A 21,394-nucleotide genomic window follows, 5' to 3' on the forward strand; every position below is an offset into this window, starting at 1 on the left:
TTGCTGACGTGAACGCTTTGAAGGCATTCATCTGTCGGTGAATCAAACCAGGTTCAAAGCACTTTATTCCTCCCATCTCCGGCATCGACGTTGGCACTTCTCGGCGGGTGCGTGCCTTGCGATAGCCGTGTCTTGCTTGATCACACTGGCGCTTATCTATCACTGGACCGGGTGAAAATTCGGGCCCAAAAGCCGGCTTTCTTTGCTGAAGCCAACGGTGGATGTGGCTCTGTTGTCTCTCTTGCCGGGTGAGTGCCAGGGCCATCAGGTCTCAAAAGGTCTCCCGGATAATGCTCTTGACCTAGACATGGCGAGTCATCCATTCCAAACGCCTTCACGGCAGCCACGGCTTCTACACACCAACGACCAAAATAAGCCCCGCCTTCAAAGTTCTGGTCGCCATAGGTATACCAATAAGGATGCCGATAGCTGACCGCTTGCGGGTCTGATCCGGATTTCGCGCCAGTGCGCACTTCCAGATACCAGTGCTCGACAAAGGCTTTGAGCAGCGGTGCCTGAGAATCTGAGGGCGCATTTACTGCCTTCAACAAACGACCATAGGGTTTGGGATATAGAAGCACGGCTCCTATCTTGCGGTCTGGACTGCGGCTGGCAATGATCCGATCAAGAAGTACGTCTTCGCCATCATTGCCGATCAAGGCCAGCAAGCGATGCCATTGCTCGTCTGGAATGTCGAGTGCGAGTGCCAAGCCGACCAACCAGAAGCAAACGATGTAGTGGTCGTAGTTGACGCGCCAGTGGTGCCGGGTGAATTGCTGCTCTGCAGTCCACACTGCTGCTCCGAGCCGCTCAGCTTCTTCCCAAGCATCTAACAGACCGGGGAAATAATGCGCCAAGTCAGTAATTGGGCATCCGGCTGAGTATTTGCGCAGAATTTGGTGCCAGTGTTTCTGAGCAAGTGTAAATTGGAATTGGGGCGCGTAATTCTGATCACCTGAGTTGTTATCAGCGGCTACAGATTCTTTTTTTATGTAATCGTCGTTGTACTCAATCCACTCAGACCAGTAGCTTATTTCCCCTAATGGTGCGCGAATCATTTAGCGGCCCTTCCTAATAGTTTTGATGTGGCAACTGGATCAGCTACAAATTTTCCATTTTTTTCCAGGACGCCGACAGTGACATTTCCAAACGGGTCTGTATGGACTAGCCATTTTTCGACACGGCCTGCCTGTAGTGCTTTGTTGATGCTATCAGCAGCTTTTTCATTACCGTTGACAGACTCCAGAATCCGATTGTAGTTAGTAGAGCTACCTTGTAACCAATCATCACTCATCTGCAGCCCATCTCGGGTGGGCTTCAGCTTGGACGAGCCAAATTTGTACTCAACAATCAGGTAGTCGACACCAGGCTTATCTACCTTGTACAAATCGTCAATGCCTGTCTGGCCAATATCGGGAGCCCGGCCAATTTTTTCAGCGCCGGGCACCAACGTCTTGATTTGCTCTCCACCCATGATGTCCCCGACGATGCTCTTCTGCGCGTTGGTCATGGCGCGGAAGTCCATCAGCGGGGTGCCGTTAGGGTTGAACTGCCCGCCGCGTGCTACAAGCTTGTCGAATTTGGCGAGGCTCGCCACCTCAGCCATCTTTTCAAGCTGCTGCGCTCCAACCTTGATCCCCGCCTTGGCCAGCGCCACGCCACCTTTCGCAGCCCCGCCCACCCCCGTTGCAATGCTGCCGACCTGCCAGGCGATTTCGCCGATGGCCTTGCCCAATGCTTCGGCGTTTTCGTCGCCGCCGACTTCCAGCGCGGTCTTGATCGTTTCTATCTTAACGTTGAGTTCGTTGACGACGCTGTCGCCAAACTGCTTTCTGGCCTCCGGGTTATTAATCAGTTGGCCAAGGCCGGTAAGCCCTTCGATGGGGTGCGCGACAAATTCGGCGAGGCCCGTGACGTCATTCCAGCCTGACTGGGCCAACCCCTTGCCGATGCCGAACTGGGTCAGAACATCCTGCCGGCCGCTGATGTACGACCATTTGGCAACGACTTTGCCGGCGGCAATCAGGCCTTTTGCTTCGTCATACTCCTTCTTGAACTGCACGATCTGCTGAGTCGCCAGCCAGTTGTTATCCACCGCCGCACCCGCCGCGGTATTGGCGGTGGTCGGGTCGATGGAGGCGCTGGTCGCTGCCAGGCCGGTCACCAGGCTGACGATCAGGTTGCGCTTGGCTTCGCGTTGTTCTTCGCTTTCGTCGGGGCTGCTTTGTGAGAACAGGCCGGTGAGCAGGCTTGATGCCGCCGCGCCTGCCGCGCCGCTGCCGCAACTTTGACTGCTGGCGGCGGCACCGGCGCAGGCGACGATGCCGTGCAGTGCCGCGTGCAGTGGCGAGCCTTCGGTGAGCTCGCCTTTGGCCACCAGGTCGCCGATGTAGCCGGCGCCCCGTTGCTGCACATAATTGACCACCAGGCCTTGCACGAAGGCAGCGTTGCCCGCGCTGATATTGCCGCCTGCAGCACCGATCAGGGCGGTGGTGATCTGGCGATAGGTGCCGCCTGCGCCCCAGTTTTCGGAGATCGCGTTGGCCTGTGCCGAGTACTCCCGCGCCTGGAGCTGCAGTTGCAGGCGCGCAGCGTCACTCATTGGCGTGTCACGATTGTCTGCTTTTGACTGCAGCTCTTTTGCCTGTTGGCGTTTGAGGTCCGCTTCCCTGGCTTTGTTCGCAAGGAAGGTACTGGCTTCGTTGGAGAATGCGCTGACGATCTCAAAACCGGCGCGGATTTCATCTTCGTCGAAGATCGGTTTGAGCGAGTTGCTGCCATCGCGATCACTGGACACATCACGGTTGAGGCTGGCGACGGTTTGTTCAGCGGTCTGGCCGGTGCGTTTCTGCTGCTCGGCGTCGTCGGTAATGACGACGGCACCGCCACTGATGCCGCTGCGTGTCAGGCTGCTTGCCTTGTCGCTGGCGCTGATGGCGATCGGCATATTGGCGCCGATGTTGTTCTCGTTTTTGGCCAGGTCGGTGCCCGGGTTAACCTTGCCGCCAGTCTGCGCGTTGCCCTTCTGGTCCTTGCCGACTTTGTTGTAGCCGCCGCCCAGGCTGACGGTATTGGCGTCGTAATCCGCCTTGTTCTTGATGTCGCGGCTGGTGAGGCTGGATGTGACCAGGCTGTTTTTGCCGTCCTGCACGGCCTTGTCGCTGCTGGCGATCACGCCGCCGACCAAATCGGTGTTGCCCCGCACGTTGATGTCGAAACCGTCATCACCGGCCTTGATGCCTGACTGCTCGGTGACGCTGGCATAGTTGGAGTCGATGTTGGTTGCGCCAAAGTTTGCGCTGGCACCGCTTATCGAGCTCATGCCGTAGCAGAACGGTGGAATACAAAGACTGATGCCGATGCCCAGGCTCTTTTCATCGACTTTGTACGTGTTGGTGTCTTGCAGGCTTTCGATATTAAGATCGCCGCCGACGTCGGCGATGACTTTTTTGCCACTGGCCACCGCCCCCTTAAGCTGCGTGTCGCCGCCGGATGACAGCAGCAACTGGTTGCCAGCCTCCACTTTGGTATTGGTATGGGTCAGCTCGTCGCCGTCGGCCTGGCCCCGGTTTCCGGTGGCACCCAGGTCCAGGGTAAAGCCGTTTCTGCTACCGCCCAGCGAAAGGCCGATACCGATGCTGGCGCTGCTGCCCTTGCTGTCGGTGTTTTGCTGGCTGGTGTTGTTGGCGGCGAGCAGGTTGATGTCGCCGTCGGCCATCAGGCTGGCGTCACGCCCGGCCTTGATCTGGCTGCCTTGGACCGTGATGTTGCTGTCTGCACCTGCGCCGGTCGCGCGCAGGCGCACATCTTGACCGGCGGTGATGGTCGAACCGGCGGCGCTGTCGCTGGTCTGGGTGGTTTTGCTTTCGTTCTTCTTGGTGCCCAGCGACAGGCTGATGTTGATACCACCTGCCGCGCCAGGGTCCATTGCCACCGCCGTAGCGGCGTTGTTACCGGCCAGCAGGACCGTGGCCGCTGCCAGCGCCTTCATGCGCCCGTCATCGGTTTTCTCCGATGCCTGCTTCATCTGCTGGGTGGTCTGGATTGCACTGATGACAGGGTTAGTCACCGTCAGCGTGAACCCGGTCTGTTTGAACAGAGTTTCACGTTCGCGCTTGCTGGTGTTGCGTGCCTCGACGATGTCGACGGTCTGCCCGGTGATGTCGACGTTGCCCTCGGGCGCAGAGACGTGGCTGCCCACTTGGCGATAGCCTTTACCCGCATCGATCAGCACATTGCCACTGGTCGAGCCCACGGTACTGGCCGCCGCCGTCTGACGGAGGGTGAGGTCTTTGACGCTCTGCTGCTGTGTGCCCAGGGTGACCGCGATACCGCCGCCGCTGAACAGGCCGCTTGTCTTCACCGACTTGTCGTGACGTTCGCTGCTGCTCTCGGTCGCCGCTTCGATGTTGATGTTGTTGTCTGCCGCCAGAATGGTCTGGGTGGTGGACACCACGCTGCTGCCGTTCACGTTGATGTCGCGGCCAGCCTGCACATAGGTTTTCTCGGCACTCAGCGTCGAGCCCTGCGCCTGGGTCTGGTTGACGGTGTCGCGTGTGGTGGTGGTCTTGCTGGAGAACAGGCCGTTGCTGCCTTTGAATTTGTGCGCTTCATCGGCGAACTGGGTGTTTTGCGCTGCGGTCAGGTTCACGTCGCGCCCGGCGTCGGCGATGATTGCACCTTGCTGACTGGTGACGCTTGCGCCTCGGGCATTGAGGTCCTGCCCGGCACTGAGGCGCACATCGCCTTGGCCTTGAATGGTTGAGCCGACTTCGGTCTGGCTGGCGTCTTTGCGCCAGTTGCTGCTGTTCCAGCTCACCGATTGCTGATGGGCCTCGCCGACCGTCGCCAGGTTGATGGTGTTGCCTGCCTTGAGCGATGTGCTACCACCTGTGCCGGCGTTGACCACTTGGGCGCCGGTCAGGTTGAGGTCCTTGCCTGCGCTGACGTCGAGGGTGCCGCCAGCGCCGCTGACGAACAGCCCGGCCACCCGTGACAGGTTGGTGCGGGTGCCTTGGGCACTGCTGCTGTCACGACTGCTGGACACGACGTTGACGTTTCGCCCGGCGTTGATGGCGAGGCTGTCTGTCGCGCCGATCAGGCCGCCGAGGTTGTCGAGGTTTTCCCGTGCCGTCAGCGAAACCTTGTCGGCCTGGATGCGGCCGCCGAGGTTTTCGATGTTCTGCGCGGTAATCGCCATCACGCTGCGCCCGGCCAGGCTGCCGCTGTTGACCAGATCACCGGCAATGTTCAGGTTCAGGCGTTGCCCGGCAATCAGCGAGCCAGAGCCGTTAAGGTCGCTTTCCTGCACGCGCACGTAGACCTGCGGCACCAGCACGTTGCGGGTTTCGCCGCTGGCGAGGGTGACTTTTTTCTGTACCAGCCAGACGATATCGCTGGTCAGTTGCGCCATCTGCTCGGGGGACAGCTCGATGCCCGGCACCAGTTGCCATTGATTGGCCAGGGTGACGGCATTGTCGATCAGCGCCCGGTACTGCGCTTCGTCGTTGGCGTAGCCGTCGAGAAAGCGTCGCCCCGTCAGTTGTGCAACCTGTTCGCGAATCAGTTTTTGCTCATAGAAGCCATCGCCGAGACGCTGCTGGGTGAGCGCAGGGTCGACTTGCAAGCGCTCCAGCATGTAATCCGAAGACAGCCAGGTGCGATAGCTGGCGAAACGCGGATCTGTTTCGACCAGGTAATTGCTGGTGGTCTGCGGATGGGTGGTGAACAGGCTGTTATTCGGCAATTCCAGGGACGGCCCCCCGGTGCGAATTTGCTCGGCCACGCCTTGTGCGTTCTGGGTGGTCTGCGCTGCAACCTGAACGATCGGAGCTACTTGAAAGGTACGGGCGGCCGGAGCGCTGACCGTACCGGTGGAAGCGATCTGCTGGCCGACGGCCTGAGTCCCGCGTGCGCTGATCTGGGTGCCCGTGCCGCTGACCGCTGTGTTCTGCGCGAAGACGGTAGGCTGCAGGGAAATATCCTGAATCAGCGGGGCAGGGGTATAGGCTGCGGTGTTCGCGCCTTGCCGGTCGCGACCCTTGCGCTGGATGCGGTAGAAATTGGTGACGCTGCCGCTGTCGACGGTGGTGCGCTGGCCCGACACTTCGGTGTTGGTCAGGCTGGTGACGTCTGCCTGCAATAGTCCGCCGGCGATGATGCGGCTCTTGTCGTTGAGCACGTCGCCGGCGCTGATCTGCATTGTCCCGCCAGACAGGATCTGCGCCGGGGCCGAGGTGGCGATCTGGGTTTCGTTGACGACGCGGGTGTAGTCGTAGCGGTTCCAGTTGTCACGCTGGCCCTCGGGGGTGACCAGGTAATTCACCTCATCGTGGCGCAGGGAGATCTCGTTGGCTTGGTAGCGGTTGGTCGAGCCGGTGAGTTGAAATTCCTGCTCAGGCGTTCGACTGACCTCAACATCGCGCGTGCTGAAATGTTCGTTGGTGTTGCGCACGCTTTGTACGTTCAATGACAGATCGCCAAGCGCTTCGAGGGTCGCGCTGGCATTGGTCAGCAATTGGGCGCGACCCTCGGCGGTGTCGAGCGTGCTCAAGGTCCCGCCAATGGCGAGATCGCCAGCACTGAAGACCAGCGATTGCTCGCGGTTGTTCAGGGTTGCGGTGCCGATATTCAGTGATTCACGGGCTGCTATCGTCGCTGCGGTGCCATTTTCATCGAGGTTGTTCAACGTCGAGGTGGCTATCGCCAGTTGGTCGCCATACAGGCGCGCGGTGCCGAGGTTATTCAGCGTCGCTGCCTGCACGCGGACTTGCTGGCCGTCGATCAGCCCGCGGTTTGTCAGGGTGTCAGCGACGTTCAGACGAACCTGGCCCGCGCTGATTTCGGCGTTGGCGCTGTTGTCGAGCGTCTGCGCGCTGACCAGCAGGGACTTGCCCGCCAGCAAACGCCCGGTGTTGTTGAGCGCTCCGGCGGTGCTCAGATCAACGCCGTTGTTGGCTTGAATCTGCCCGCTCAGATCAAGGCCGCTCTGCACCCTGAACTTGATGTCGCCCAAGCTCAGGGCCCGGCCCGTGCCGCTGTAATAGGCCGCGTTGAGCGACAGCAGCTTGCCCGCAATCAGCGTACCGTCGAGGTTGTTCACCGACTGGCGACGCTGCGCTGTGTCGCGGTCGCGGATGGTCAGGTCACCGGTCGAAGAGATCAGCCCGCTCTGGTTATTCAGCGTCTGGCTCACGCCCAGCAGCAGGCCTTCATCAGTGCGCACGGCACCGGTCTGGTTGTTGAGGGTGTTGACCGCCAGGTTCATGCTGCGGCCTTCAAGGCCCAGGTTGGTGCCCTGGGTGGCGCTGTTGTCGAGCACATCGGTGCTCAGGTTCAACGCGCCTGCACTGCGGACCAGCCCACCCTGATTGATGAGGGCCTGACCCAGTGCCAGCTCGACGTCGCCGAGGCTTTGCAACTGGCCGCCACGGTTATCCAGGCGTGCGCCGTCGACGTGTACGGTTTTCTCGCCAATGATTTGGCCGCCGTTGGTGTTGACCACGTCGCTGGCGGTGAGCAACAGATTGCCCTTGGTACTCAAAAAACCGGTGCTGTTATTGACGCTGGCGCTGCGGATTTCCACGGCATCCTGACCGCTGATGCCTTTGGTGGTGCCGGAGTCGAGGTTATTGAGGGCCTGATTTGCGGTGTCGATAAACAGTTTGCCTGCAGACTGAATCAAGCCCGCCGCGTTACGCAATTCGCCGCTGCGCAAGTCGAGCGTGGCGCGTGCGTCGAGCGTGCCATCGCTGTTGTCAAACAGATTGCTGTTGCTGTTTAGGTCCAGTGCCAGACCACTGATCACACCGCTGTGGTTGTTCACACCTTGCGCCGCCACGGCGATGTCGCCCTGGGCTTCGAGACGCCCTGCGTCGTTGTTCAGTGCGCCATCGGTCACGTTCACCGACAGCCCGGACTGCACCGAACCCAGCACGCCATGGGTGTTGTTGAATTGCCCGGCGATGATCGCCATGCGCTGGGTCGAGGCGAGCGTGCCGCCGATATTGTTCAGTTGACCGAAGCGGGCTTGCAGCGTGCTGCTGGCGCTGAGGGTGCCCTGAGCATTTTCCAGGCGCGCGCCGCTCAGTTCAGCGCCGCCGCTGGCAGCCAGCGTTCCGCCGCTGTTGTCGATCAAATCACTGGCGGTCACCGTCAGCAGGCCGCCGTCGGTTGCAACAACTTTGCCGTTCTGATTATTCAGCGTGCCAACGTTGATCGCCACAGCGCCAGGGCTGCTGACCTGGCCGTTCTGATTGTTGAATTGCTCGCTGACATTGATCTGTAAAGGCTCCAGCCCCGTTTGCAGAATGCGCCCGTATTGATTGGACAGAGTGCGGGCCTGAAGCGTGAGCTGTTGGCCCTGGGCCAGACCTTCATCCAGCACCACGTCGTCAGCCTTGATCGACACGCTGCCATTACTGGCAATGCTGCCTTTGGTACTGCCGAGGTGGTTGGCCTGAATGCCCAGCGAACCCTTGCCTGCGTGTTCGATGCTGCCGCTGCTGTTGTCGATGCGACCGGCGCTGATCCGGGTATTGGTCGCGTTTGAGGCAATTCGTCCGCTACGGTTGTCGAGGGTCGCGGTGGCGTTTATCGAGGTGTCGGCGACGCCGGTCTGCACCAGCTCGCCGCCGACGTTGGACAGATCACTGGCGTTCAGTTGCAGGTTGTCGGCGTTGACGCTGGCGCTGTCTGTGCGCAGGGTTTTTGTCGCGTTGGCCGCGAGGGTCTGGCTGGCATCCACGCGGCTGCCACTGAGATTGCTATCGCCGTTGTTGGCGGTCAGGGTGACATTGCGGCCTTGAGTCTGGCTGCCGCTGAGGTCCAGATCATCGGCCTGGATGCTGACATCGCCTGCCGCCAGGTTTTGACCCTGCGCTTTTACGTGGGTGGCGCGCACCGCAAGGTTGCCGCTGCTGCCTAGTTTGCCGTCCACGCCTGCGCCCGCCGCCAGGCTTGAGCCCTGGGTGCTACGAATCGATTTGGCGCTGAGGGTTGTTTGATTCTGGCTGGCAATCGTGCCGCTGTTGTCGATATCCCCGGAGCTGGTGAGGTTCAAATCGCCCTTGGCGTAAAGTGAGCCGCTATTGTCAACGCTTGTGGCAGTGATACGCGTGGCCGTGGTGCTGCTGATTGTGCCCATGTTGTGCAGTTTGCCGTCTGCGCTGACGACCACTTCACCCGCCATGGCGCCAATTTGCCCGGCATTGCGCATGCCGACACCCGATTCGGTCCCCACCAGCACGATCTTCCCGGCGTACATTCCGCCCAATTGCGCCACGTCGATGCCGACGGCTGGCTTGTCGCCGTCGGCGCCGGCCTGAGGCTTGGCCTGGGTGTTGTCGGCGTTGACCTGATTGCGTCCGGCAGTGACCTTAAGGTCATTGGCCCAGATACCCGCATTGACCTGCACGGTTCGGGCAATCAGATCGGTGTAATCGGCGTCGCGGCTATCAAGGCCCTTGCCCTGAATGTTCAGGGTGCCGCCGTTCACGGTGTAGCCGCTGATGCTGCCGTTTTCCAGCTGCACCTGGCCGGTGCTCAGGGTCGCACGGTTGGCGTTGATGAAGCCGCAACCGTCGCAGGTGATGCCGGCCGGGTTGGCGATGACCACCTGGGCGCGTTGCCCGGCGACTTCGACATAGCCGCGTAACTGGCTGGGGTTGCTGGCGTTGACCTCATTGAGGATGACCCGCGCGCTGCCTTTGGCCATCGCCGCGTTGCCTTCGATCCAGCCACCCAGTTGCGTTTGGGTGTTGGCGCCGCTGTTGTTGAGGATGACGCCGCGCGGGTCGACATCGAACTGATTGTAGGTGTTACGCGAAACCCCGGCCGCGCTGGGCGCTTGAATATTCACCTGCGGCGTGCCGTTGGCGCTTTGAATCACCGTCGGACGCTGGCCGGCTGCGGCGGCCGGATCGGCCACAATCGTGCCCGCCGCCCACGCCGGTACAGCGCTCCAGGACACCAGCCCGAGCGCGATCATCAATGCAAAACGCATCGGCCCGAGCGTTGCCGTGCAGCCTGCGGAGGCGGTGGTGAGGCTGACGCGAGTGCCCGGCGCCTTGACCTGGCTGGTGACGTTCTCCGCCACCACCATCAACAGCCCGCGTGCCTTGTTGAAAACAATTCGGTACAGGTGCTTGTTCATAGCAATTCCATTTGCGGAGCCGGCCCGCGATACAAAAGTTGAAGTTACGGTGCTGTGGCAACCGGGTGAGCTGCAAACCAGGCTCTGGCCTGTTCAGGGATCACACCGATGCCCTGGAATGTCTTGATTTGCAGGCCTCGCTCGTCGCCCCGGTGATACAGCGCGCGACCGCATCGGTTGGCGAACAGGTGGCGCTGGAGGATTCGGGTAAAGGTGGCTGTATGGCCAAACGGTGCGACCCAGTCGTTGAGCCAGAGGCGCTCGCCGCAATTCCAGTCCGCGTCGCTCAATGTCATCGGTGATTGCTGCAAATAGCGCTGTTCCGCTGCCTCATCGACGTTAAGCCAAGAGAGGTAGCACACCGGCTTGCCGTGCTCGCTGCCCAGCACGAATTGGCGATGCTTGAGCGCCGGCAGCAGAAGTGTCGGTAAGCTGTGCAGTGGCGCATCACGGTGAGCGCTGGAGTGCATCCACAACCAAGTGACCGAGCCCAGCACCGCCGCCTCGTTCCAAGGTTCGTCGATCAGGCCGGGCGCCGTGATGTCCAGGGTTTCAAAACGCATGGCATTACCCCTCAGAACGACCAGATGACGGTAAAGTCGCTGGTCACGTTGGCGGTCTTGAAGCCATCGGGCTTCTTGAGCGGCGTGCCTACCGACCAGTCATAAGACAGGCCCTTGTAACCACCACGCACACCCACCACAGCCCCCGCCAGTCTTTTACCAATCAGGAACTTACTGGCCTGACCGCTGACTTCGCCGTAGTCGACACCGGTGTAAAGCTCCTGGCCGGTTTGCCCCAGCGCCAGGCCGACTTCGTTGCGCAGTGTCCAGCCGCGATCGGCAGAAAGAATGTTTTCGCCGTCAAACCCGCGCACGCTGTAGCGTCCGCCAATCGAGAAGCGGTCCTGCGGCACCAACGGTGTGCGGTTCCATTGCGACCGCCAACTGCCGATATAGCGCAGGCGCTGGTCGCTGAGGGCGAATGGCACTTGCAGCTGGGCGTCGGCGGTGATGATCTGCGAGCGGGATGTGCCGGCACCAGAGGCTTCTTCGGGGGCCGGCAGCGAGTCATGTGCGCCGGTACCGCGACGGTAGGCGACGCCAAGGTCCAGAATAGAGGTGCCGATAAATTCCCGGTGATCCAGGCCGAGCTGCCAGCCCGCCATGCGCCGATCCTGGTTGCCGATCTCGGTGTCGTCGATGAAGTTTTCAGAAGACCGTGTCCACAGGCCACCCCACGCCGTGGTCTTGCGCACGGCATCGCGGTAAAGCAGGCGAGACAGGCGCAGATCGTTGGTACGGCTTTCGCCTCGATACTGGTACGTCTGGGTGGCGCCGGCGACCGACTGCTCGTAGTTATACTCGCTGGTGGTGAACGCCAGTTGCCAGTAACCCATCGGCAGCGAGTAGTGGAGCGTATTGCCATTGGAGCCGTGTCGGCCGGACTCGCCGCCGCCCAGGTCGTGGTTGAAGCTGGCGTAGAACAAGTCGTTGAGCGACAGCAGGTTGTCCAGCGACAGCGACACATTGCCCTGATACTTGCCTGTGGATTTGCTGCCCGAGTTGTCGACGGACAGGCTCACGCGGGCCGGAAACTGCTGGCTCCATTTGATCACCACATCGCTTTCGCCGGGCTTGGCATCAGCCGCCAGGGTGGGGGTGATTTGAATGTCGGCGTCGGCAGTGGGCACGCGCTTGAAGTTTTCCAGCGCCTGTTCGATATCGCGCAGGTTAAGCAGGTCGCCGGGGTTGGCAGGCATCGCATTCCACAGGGTGGCGCGACGGCTGGTGCCTTCGGCAAAGCGGATTTCGCGGATGCGCCCCGGCACGATTGTCAGCACCAGAATCCCGCTGTTGAGGTCCTGCGCTTCGGCAAGCACGCGGGTGGTGACAAATCCCGCCTGGATGATCGCATTCTGCATGCGCTTCATCGTCATGTTGATGCCCGCGCCACCCAGGCAACGCCCCACGGCGGGGTCTTCCTCGGGGTTGGCGGCCTTCAGCGCCCATTGAAACTTCTCGGATGCGTCGCCAATCAGGCGGATGTCTTTAATGGCGAAGCAGGGCGCTTCTTTTACAGGAAGACGAGAGCCGCCTTCGTCGAGCGCAGGTGCCTGAAGACGCACATCGGGCCGCGATTCCAATTGATCACGCAGCGCGCGCTCACGCTCCTGCTGACGCAGTAATTCCTCTTCAGGCCCGGCAGCCTGAGCGGTGGCGGTCGTAAAGAGTGTCCACACTGCCAGCGCCGTCAGCGCGAGGTGTCTTGCATTCGTCGACGACAAGCGGGCCAGCCCCACGACATATCGAGAGGGGCCTGGCTTGTGCAGTGGGCAGCGTGAGTCCGCGGGCATTTCACATCCTTGTGATCAGAATCAGAGGCGCAATAAGTGCACGGCCTGGAACGGCAGTGGCACTGAAGAAAATAGAAAAATGTAAGGGTTTCGACGAGCAGAAAATGAAATTTCCTACATTCAGTCATACGCTCTGATGGAGGCTTAGTCCGAAAGTTCCGTGATGGGCAAGGCGACGATAACAACGCTCAGGAATGTGACGATCTTCACGCGTATTGCGAGTGCCGAGGCAAGCGAATCAGATAGTTTGCTAGATCTTAATACCTAGATCGAGCATATCCAAGAATGCTCGCGCCTCCTTAGCGGGGTTGTGCTGATCTTAGGGGCCTCGTAGCGCACGAGGCATTTGCCCTGTTGATGCGGCGCACGGTCTTATGGTCTCGCCAGTGAAATGCCCCGGTAGATCTGACGCCGCTGTCGACGGTGTTGCAGGAGGTTTTCCTACATGCCGTCAGGCTTGCGCTCCAGCAAGGGCTATTTGAACTGAAAGAGGAAAGAAGAGGCAATACGATGAAACGTTGGGAGGTGTACCAGGAAGGCAAACGGTTTGAAGGTGTTCAGGCCCGCGACCATTCCGAGGCAGTGCTTGAAGCATTGCGCAAACTCGACCTTAATGACGAGTCGGGGCTGGACGTGCGGCTGGCCGCGCAGTAATTCGGGAAAAGTCAGCCATGTCGTCCAGCACAAATCCGCTTGTGCTATGCGTGTATAGCTGCACCGTGTATGGCCATGCTGGTAACTTGCATCTGCCTTAATCATCACCCAAGGTGACTAAGGCCTGCTCCGCATGCGGTGCCGAAGTCCTGGCTGAATGGGACGGAGGCGTAGAGATGGTCACCAATCAACTCCAATTACGGAAAAATATGGAACGCAAGTTTTTGCTCCTGACCGATGACCGCACCACATGAGTCATGCAGTGCGTGCGAAAACAGCTTTTCGTTACTGGCATTTCTCGTGGTATCAGCTGAAAAATTAAAATAAGAATATGATTTGTAAAGACTTTTTATGGTGGTTTATGTTCGAGTGGGAATGATTCCTGGCCCGCCCCTGGAATCGTAAATAAACAAAGCCCCGGCATTGCCGGGGCTTTGTTGTTTCAGGGTGCTGGTCAATGACTATCGTGAAAACGTTTCCCACAGCCCATAGGCGTTGAGCCGAACCGCAATTGAGTCAGCGGCATCGTTGGGCGCGTGGGGGTTGATGATCGCCCAGCCGCTGGTGCCGTTGCGATAGGTTTCATAGCGCACGTAGTACGGCTTGCCATCGTGCAGTATCGCCTCTGAGGGGTCGGATTTCAGACGGTAGATGCCTTGATATTTTCCAGGACTGTTGAGAGGGGTCTGGCTTTCCAGAATCTCATTGGCTTCCCACGCTGCCGGGATTTCAGGGGCGTTGGTCGCCGGCAGCATCGCCTGGGAATTGCCCGTTGCAGCCATGCTCGTTCCTGAAACCGAGAGTTCGGTGGACGCCGCTAAAGCGTTGGTGCCCACCTCCGCCGCCGGAACCTGCAGTTTGATCAACGGCATCCCCTTGAGCTTCATGCCCTGGTTGTCCAGGGCCTGGAGCAGTTCGGTCAACGAGCCGTAGACGGTGCCCTTGAGCCGGGGAAACTGGGTCGCATCAATAAAGTAACCATTGTCGGCGGTACTCTGGAGGGTACTGCGCACCAACGCGTTGAGCCGGTTGCGGTGGATCAGTGTCAGTACCGACTGGGTTTGCTCCAGAAGATAATCGCCGGGAGTTTTGAGTACACGCTCAATCTCCTGCGCATTGAATGCGTAACGGTGTGGCAGCGCCACTTCCGTCACTGGCACCTGCAGGGCGAAGTCCGTGTCCAGAACGCCCGGCTTCGGATGCCGTGGAGGTATAGCCCCGGCGTTATTTACCACTTTGGGACCCAGGCGCATTTTGATCGCGGGGCTGGCGGCATTGAGTTCCTCAACGGTGCGCAGGCTGATACCACCGTTTATTTCACTGATACCGGCTACCCCCCGGAATGTGTTGGTATTTTGTGCTTCAGTCAGCGCCACCCATTTGCCGACGCCGTTTTTAAGTTGGTCCAGGCGGATGATTTCGCTGGTCAAAAAGTTCTTGGCCATTTGCTCATCCACCACGACAGGGAAGGACTTGTAGTTGGCCAGGCAGCCAGTGGCCTGGACGCGTATCCCGTAATCCCTGGCAGCGGTGAGCAGCGTCTGGGTGTTGAAGCGTACAGGCAACTGACCGTCCATCTCACGCAGATAGACTTGCAGGTTGTCGGACAGCTCCCCGGTGTTGGCAAACGTATCGAGGTCCAGTTGATGCAGGTCGTTGAACAGCCGGTTCAGATACAGCGTCTTGACCCCTTGTCGCGCCAGGGCGGGCATGTCCTTGATCAGGAGGTACAAGCTGGCGACGCGGCCGGGGCTTTCAGCGACCACCAGGCCTGACGTGGTTTTGAAGACCTTTTCGATCAGCTCGACGGAGGACATTTCTGGCGTGAGCGTGGGAAGAGCAGGACGTTCAGGCAAGGTATGGATGAAAAAAGGCCGGGAAAAAAAGTTACGCGCCGCGGTGAGTATTCCAGTGCGCGCCGGGTTGATTGAGTAATCTGACATATAGAACTCAGTAAAGCCGCCGTCAGGCTTGGGGATGCGCTTGAAGCGATCATCCCTGCCGCCCATTGCGATCTCAACCTCGTAGTTTTTGAGGTTGTTGAGGTCGTAGGGTGTGCTCAGGCTGGAGTGTGAGTGCCTGTAGGTGGGTGATCCATAGGCGGTTGGCATGGTTTCTTTGGCCACGGCTGAGTCCTCGCTTGCCGTGATCGTGTCGACAGGGGTGCCTCCCCTGACGGTGTCGGAGGGGCGCGGGGCGAGTTCCCACTCACCTGCGGCGTTCAGTCGTACGGGGCGTGAGCCGTAAAAAGCGTGAGGGTTTTGCGGATCAATGATCGCCCAGCTTCCATCGCCATTGACGTCGGCTTCGTAGCGCACGTAATAGACGGCATCCTTGAATTTGATCACGGTCGAAGGGTTGGATTTGACGCTGTAGATATTGCGATAGCGTCCTCCTTCACTCATCGGCGTAGCCCCTTCCAAGCCTTGCTGGCGTTTCCAGGCTGTGGGTATTTGAGGTTCTGGCGCAGCGGGTTCCACGGGGCCTGGCAACGGAGCTGTTTCTCCGCTCGTCGCTGCCACGCTCGGCGCGTCGACAGGATCAGGTTGCAACGCCTCTTTATACGTGGCCATTTCGGCCGCCTCTGTGGCATCGACCTCTGCGCCCACTTCGGTGATCGGGCCAGGCCCGGTCAGGGCCACCACGTTGAACAGCATGGCGATGCCGTTAAGCACGGCCGCCGTCACGCCGGCCTTGCGCTCTGCGCGAGTGCGGCCATTGACGGCCTGATCGATATTCAGCCCCGTGAGCGCAATGCTGGCACCCAATACCGGCAATGCCACCACCCAGCCGATTGCCGCCATTGGGCCGAACACTTTCAAACCGGCACTCAGGTAGCCTATCCAGAGTTTCTTTTGCAGCTGCGTCTGAGTGGTCAGCAGTTGCTGCGCCTCGTCGTACATTGACCAGCGGGTACGATCCCTCAGCCAGGTGAAGGCATCGGCGGTGATCGCCTGGTTTTTGCGATTGATCAGATGATGGTCGGACTGGCCCCAGGTGCCGACCAGGCGATTCATCAAGTCGGTGAGGTTGTCCTGCATGGCCTGGCGGTCAGACAGCGGAAAGTGACAGAGGAAGGCACTGCGGCTTTGCTCATTGTTCAGTTTGCCCAGAACCCACCAGTGCATGTCTGCCGGGGTTTCGAGTACTTGGAACGCTGGGGTGTCACCGGGGGTATAGAGAATCTGTCGGCCCTTCGGGTCGACGATGCGCAGCAGGTTGAACGCCACATGGCCGTCCACGTCCAGGGCATAGACCTGCAGGCCTTGGGTGGGCGTCTCTTCGGTCTGCAGCATCTGGCGGGTAATCGGCCACGTTACATTGGAGGCGACTGCGCTGATGCAGGTCTGGAAGTCGTCGGCCGTCAGTTGCTTAACGTCGAGAGCCTGGATGGCCTTGCTGAGGAAGTTGCACTTGGCCAGGACGCGAAAGTCGTCGGCATGGGTGTGCCAGAAATCATCCAGTGTATGGGTATACAGGCTGTCGAATTGCAGGTTCCAGAAGTCTTTCAGCACCTCATTGCCATGCAGGTGCACTTCGTTGGTTTCGTTAAAATCGCCATACACCGGGCCTTGGGTGTAAAAGCCTCCATAGAGGTCGAGCAAGTCGGCATTGTCGACGTCGGTGGCGCGAAAGCGCCGAATCACCAACTGTGTCAGGGTGGTCGATTCGTAGGGTTTTTCCAGAATGTGCTCCCAGCCGGTAAAGGTCTTGGTGCTGCTCTGGGCGGACTTGAATCGATGGTAGTAAACATCGTCCGGATCCAGGTCTGTCACGCCGTGCTTTTTCAGGATGCCGCAGGCGGTTTCATGGGCGCTGTCGTGCAGGCTGGGGCATGCCTGCACCACTTGGGTGGCCAAGGCCTTGAGGGCCGCCTTGTCGGCAGCGTTGGGCAGGGAGTTAGCGGTACTCATGGGACTCATCCGTCGATAAAGAACGGCGAGGGTCCCAAAGTTGCAAGGGTGTCAGGTGCTACATAGTTAGATCAGCCGTCACCGCCGGGCAATATCCGAAAAGTAAAACTTATCCAGCGTATGCCGCGACTCGGTGTACTCGAACTGCCTTCCATCCTGCAAAAACGTCTGGTTGCTCACCACAATCACATGGCTTTGCCCATCCAGATCCAGATGCGCCTGGTCGTCCTTGCTGCGCGGCAGGGCTTCGATGGTGCGTTGTGCGTAGCTGATCTGCAGCTCCAGCGTCTGTTCGATAAACGCATAGATCGACTGCTCGGCGATGTCGCGGTCCAGGCCTGGAATCAGGTCAGCCACAAAGTGGTTGATGTCCAGGATCACCCGTTTGCCGCCAATGCGCCGTACCCGTTTGATGCGGGTAATCAAGGTGCCGGGGGCGGCTTCGATGTGTTGCAGCAGCGTGCCTTCGAGCGGGAACTGGCTGAATTCGACCACCTCGGTGCGTACGTCATCGCCCAGGTCAGCGTGGGTTTCGTGGAAGCTGACGATGCCGCCCAGTTGGAACTCGATGGGGTTGGGCGACAACACAAAGGTGCCCTTGCCGTGGATTTTTTGCGCAAACCCACGCTCCTGCAACTGCTCGATGGCGCGGCGCACCGTGCCACGGCTGGCCTGGTAGGCGTCCATCAGTTCGGTTTCAGAGGGAAGGCGCGTACCGCGTTGCAGGCGTTCAGTGGTGATGCTGGCAAGCAGATCCGTATAGATCTGGTTGTATTTGCTCATGGGGATGGCTCTGTGCCGGCTTGATGAAGGTGAACGGCGCGTTCAAGGCAGGAACCTTAGTGGCAGAGGTGGGCTTTGTCCATTGGACCTGCGTGGAATCAGGGAAATGTCTGACTTCCAATTCGGAAAATTAAACTTAATGTAACTCGTACAGACGAGTTGTTGATTTAACTCGTACATACGAGTACTTTTGGCCACGGCGTGCTGCCAATGACTGCCCTCAAATAAAAAAACCAAAGTGGAAACCAAGCATGAGCCACGACTATTCCAATATTGCCCGCGAGATTCTCGAGAACCTCGGGGGCAGCGACAACGTTGAGCAAGCCGCCCATTGCGTGACGCGCCTGCGCCTGGCGCTCAAGGACCCGAGCCTGGTCAACGGCAGCGCGTTGAACCAGGTCGATCTGGTCAAGGGCTCGTTCTTCACCGGTGGCCTGTTCCAGGTGGTGATCGGCCCCGGCGAAGTGGAAAAGGTCTATGCCGCCCTGCGTGAGCAGACGGGGCTTGCGGCTTCGACCATTGCCGACGTCAAGCAGAAGGGCGCCGACAAGACCAACGCCATGCAGCGTCTGGTGCGGGTATTTTCCGACGTGTTCATGCCGATCCTGCCCGCGCTGATCATCGCCGGCCTGTTGATGGGCGTGAACAACCTGATGGGCGCCAAGGGCATGTTCATCGAGGGCCAGACGCTGCTGGAGGCGTATCCGAACCTGGATGGCCTGTGGAGCCTGATCAACCTGATGGCCAATACCTCATTCGTGTTCCTGCCGGCGCTGGTGGGCTGGTCGGCGGCCAAGCGTTTTGGCGGCAGTGAAATCCTCGGCATCGTGCTCGGCCTGATGCTGGTGCACCCGGACCTGCTCAACGCCTGGAACTACGGCAAGGCCGTGGCCGGGCTCGATGGCCAGAGCCTGCCGTACTTCGATATTTTCGGTTGGTTCAAGATTGAGAAGGTGGGTTATCAGGGGCAGATCCTGCCGATCCTGATGGCGGCCTATGTGATGAGCGTGATCGAGAAATGGCTGCGGGCTCGCGTGCCTAATGCCATCCAACTGCTCGTGGTGCCGATCACCACCATCGTGGTCACCGGCGTGCTGGCGCTGGCAATCATTGGCCCGGTGACCCGTCACCTCGGCATCCTCATCACCGAAGGCGTGGTCACCCTGTTTGACCTGGCGCCGATGGTCGGTGGGGCGATTTTCGGCCTGTTGTACGCGCCGCTGGTGATCACCGGCATGCACCACATGTTCCTCGCCGTAGACCTGCAACTTATCTCCACCCAGGGCGGCACCTTTATCTGGCCGATGATCGTGATGTCCAACCTGGCCCAGGGCAGCGCCGCACTGGGCGTGTTCTACATGACCCGCAACGCGCGGGACAAAAGCATGGCCTCGACCTCGGCGATTTCCGCTTACTTCGGCATCACGGAACCGGCGATGTTCGGCGTGAACCTGCGCTTCAAGTTTCCGTTCTATGCCGCGCTGCTCGGCTCGGCGCTGGGCAGCATTTTCCTGTCGCTGAACAAGGTGACGGCCTCGGCCATCGGCGTGGGTGGCTTGCCTGGGTTTATCTCGATCATTCCGCAGTTCATCCCCAGTTTTGTGATCGGGATGGTCATCGCCATGGTCGTGCCGTTTGTTCTGACCTGTGCGTTGAGCATGAAGATCGTTCGGCCGGGATATCGGGTCGCCTGATCGACCGCTTTCGCGGACAAGCCAGCTCCCACAGGTTGGAATGCATTGCAACTGTGGGAGCCGGGCTTGCCCGTGATGAGGCCCTCAAAGCCAGCCCACAACTCAATTGAAGGAACCCACCATGCAAGCCTGGCAACACTCGGTGATCTACCAGATCTACCCCAAAAGCTTCCACAGCCACGCGGGTAACGCCACCGGTGACCTGCTGGGCATCGTGGACAAACTCGACTACCTCAAGTGGCTGGGTGTGGATTGCCTGTGGATCACCCCGTTCCTGCGCTCGCCGCAACGCGACAACGGCTATGACATCAGCGACTACTACGCCATCGACCCCAGCTACGGGACCATGGCCGACTGCGACCTGCTGATCAGCGAAGCGGCCAAGCGTGGCATCAAGCTGATGCTCGACATCGTGGTCAACCACACCTCCATCGAGCATGAGTGGTTCCAGCAGGCGCGCAGCAGCCTCGACAACCCGTACCGTGACTTCTATATCTGGCGCGACCAGCCGAACAACTGGGAATCCAAGTTCGGCGGCTCGGCCTGGGAGTATGAAGCGCAAACCGGCCAGTACTTCCTGCACCTGTTCGACCACACCCAGGCTGACCTCAATTGGGACAACCCCAAGGTGCGCGCCGAGGTGTTCAAGTTGATGCGCTTCTGGCGTGACAAGGGCGTGGGCGGCTTCCGCCTGGACGTGATCAACCTGATCTCCAAACCCGCCGATTTCCCCGAAGACCACAGCGATGGCCGGCGCTTCTACACCGACGGTCCGAACGTGCATGAATACCTGCAGCAAATGCACCGCGAAGTCTTCGAAGGGCACGACCTGATCAATGTCGGCGAGATGTCATCCACCAGCCTTGAGCACTGCATTCGTTATTCGAATCCGGCGTCCAAAGAGCTGTCGATGACCTTCAATTTTCATCACCTGAAAGTCGATTACCCGAACCTGCAAAAGTGGGTGAAGGCCGACTTCGACTTCCTGCAACTCAAGCGGATTTTCTCTGACTGGCAACTGGGCATGCAGGCCGGTGGCGGCTGGAACGCACTGTTCTGGTGTAACCACGACCAGCCGCGGGTGGTCTCGCGTTTTGGCAACGACGGCGAGTACCGTGTGGTCTCGGCCAAGATGCTTGCTACCGCGCTGCACTTCCTCCAGGGCACGCCGTATGTGTACCAGGGCGAAGAGCTGGGCATGACCAACCCGGGTTTCGACAAGATTGAGCAGTACCGTGATGTCGAGACCCTGAACATCTTTCGCCTCAAGCGTGATGCCGGTGAGTCCGAGGCGTCGAGCATGGCGGCGATCATGCAGAAGTCACGCGACAACAGCCGCACGCCGATGCAGTGGAACACCCAGGCCAATGCCGGTTTCACCCGTGGCGAACCGTGGATCGGCATCCCGGCCAACGCGGCGCAGATCAACGTCGAAAGCCAGTTGGATGACCCCGATTCGGTGCTGCATCACTACCGCGCACTCATCGCCATGCGCCGCAACGAACCGCTGATCCAGAACGGAGTTTATCGCCAGTTGCTGCAGGACCACCTGCAAGTCTGGGCTTACCTGCGCGAAGGCCAGGGCGAGCGCTTGCTGGTGCTGAACAACTTTTATGGCAAGCCCTGCGAAATCCAACTGCCCGAAGGCGTCATCAGCGCGGCCAGCGAGCAACGCCTGCTGATCAGCAACTACCCCGACTGCCCTGTGCGTGCGAGCACGGTGCTGTTGCGCCCGTATGAATCGTTTGTGTTGCACCTCAAGGACTGAGACCCGCTGCAACCCCCGTATGGGAGTGCGGGGGCGCTTCACCCAAAAACATAATAAAAATACCGGAGTGCT

Annotated in this window: 9 protein-coding genes; 3 read left to right on the forward strand and 6 right to left on the reverse strand. The window is 59.7% G+C overall.

What is annotated here, in order from left to right; translation table 11 throughout:
• Positions 1–152: 152 nt before the first annotated feature.
• The 4 genes from BFP92_RS16855 to BFP92_RS16870 are packed head-to-tail and all read right to left on the reverse strand — an operon-like array spanning position 153 to position 12,509.
• On the reverse strand, positions 153–1,058 hold the full coding sequence (locus tag BFP92_RS16855) for a PoNe immunity protein domain-containing protein (RefSeq protein WP_065930367.1): 906 nt from the start codon (positions 1,056–1,058) through the stop codon (positions 153–155).
• Positions 1,055–10,153 (reverse strand): hemagglutinin repeat-containing protein, encoded by a 9,099-nt coding sequence (locus BFP92_RS16860; protein ID WP_065930368.1) that lies wholly within the window; start codon positions 10,151–10,153, stop codon positions 1,055–1,057. The genes BFP92_RS16855 and BFP92_RS16860 overlap by 4 nt, the downstream gene beginning before the upstream one ends.
• Before the next feature lie 44 nt (positions 10,154–10,197).
• Positions 10,198–10,716, reverse strand: coding sequence for a toxin-activating lysine-acyltransferase (locus tag BFP92_RS16865; RefSeq protein ID WP_065930369.1), 519 nt, complete (start codon positions 10,714–10,716; stop codon positions 10,198–10,200).
• Positions 10,717–10,727: 11 nt separating this feature from the next.
• Positions 10,728–12,509 carry a ShlB/FhaC/HecB family hemolysin secretion/activation protein gene (locus BFP92_RS16870; protein WP_065930370.1) on the reverse strand — a complete coding sequence of 594 codons (1,782 nt, stop codon included), beginning with the start codon at positions 12,507–12,509 and terminating at the stop codon, positions 10,728–10,730.
• A gap of 510 nt (positions 12,510–13,019) precedes the next feature.
• Between BFP92_RS16870 and BFP92_RS31750 the strand changes: the two genes are divergently transcribed.
• Positions 13,020–13,163, forward strand: a complete 144-nt coding sequence (locus tag BFP92_RS31750; protein ID WP_158235218.1) for a hypothetical protein — start codon at positions 13,020–13,022, stop codon at positions 13,161–13,163.
• Between the two features lie 461 nt (positions 13,164–13,624).
• Here the strand turns inward: BFP92_RS31750 and BFP92_RS16875 are convergent, their stop codons facing one another.
• Positions 13,625–17,077, reverse strand: coding sequence for a membrane-targeted effector domain-containing toxin (locus tag BFP92_RS16875; RefSeq protein WP_083221756.1), 3,453 nt, complete (start codon positions 17,075–17,077; stop codon positions 13,625–13,627).
• A 78-nt stretch (positions 17,078–17,155) separates the two neighbouring features.
• Entirely contained in the window at positions 17,156–17,860 is a 705-nt protein-coding gene (treR, locus tag BFP92_RS16880; RefSeq protein ID WP_065930372.1) for a trehalose operon repressor, read from the reverse strand.
• A 251-nt stretch (positions 17,861–18,111) separates the two neighbouring features.
• Between treR and treP the strand changes: the two genes are divergently transcribed.
• Positions 18,112–19,554, forward strand: coding sequence for a PTS system trehalose-specific EIIBC component (gene treP / locus BFP92_RS16885; protein ID WP_065930373.1), 1,443 nt, complete (start codon positions 18,112–18,114; stop codon positions 19,552–19,554).
• Between the two features lie 121 nt (positions 19,555–19,675).
• Positions 19,676–21,322: an alpha,alpha-phosphotrehalase gene (gene treC, locus BFP92_RS16890; protein WP_065930374.1), complete on the forward strand. Its 1,647-nt coding sequence runs from the start codon at positions 19,676–19,678 to the stop codon at positions 21,320–21,322.
• The last annotated feature ends 72 nt before the right edge of the window (positions 21,323–21,394 follow it).

The organism is Pseudomonas sp. 58 R 3, from assembly GCF_900006605.1.
In the GTDB taxonomy this organism is placed as follows: Bacteria; Pseudomonadota; Gammaproteobacteria; order Pseudomonadales; family Pseudomonadaceae; genus Aquipseudomonas; species Aquipseudomonas salomonii.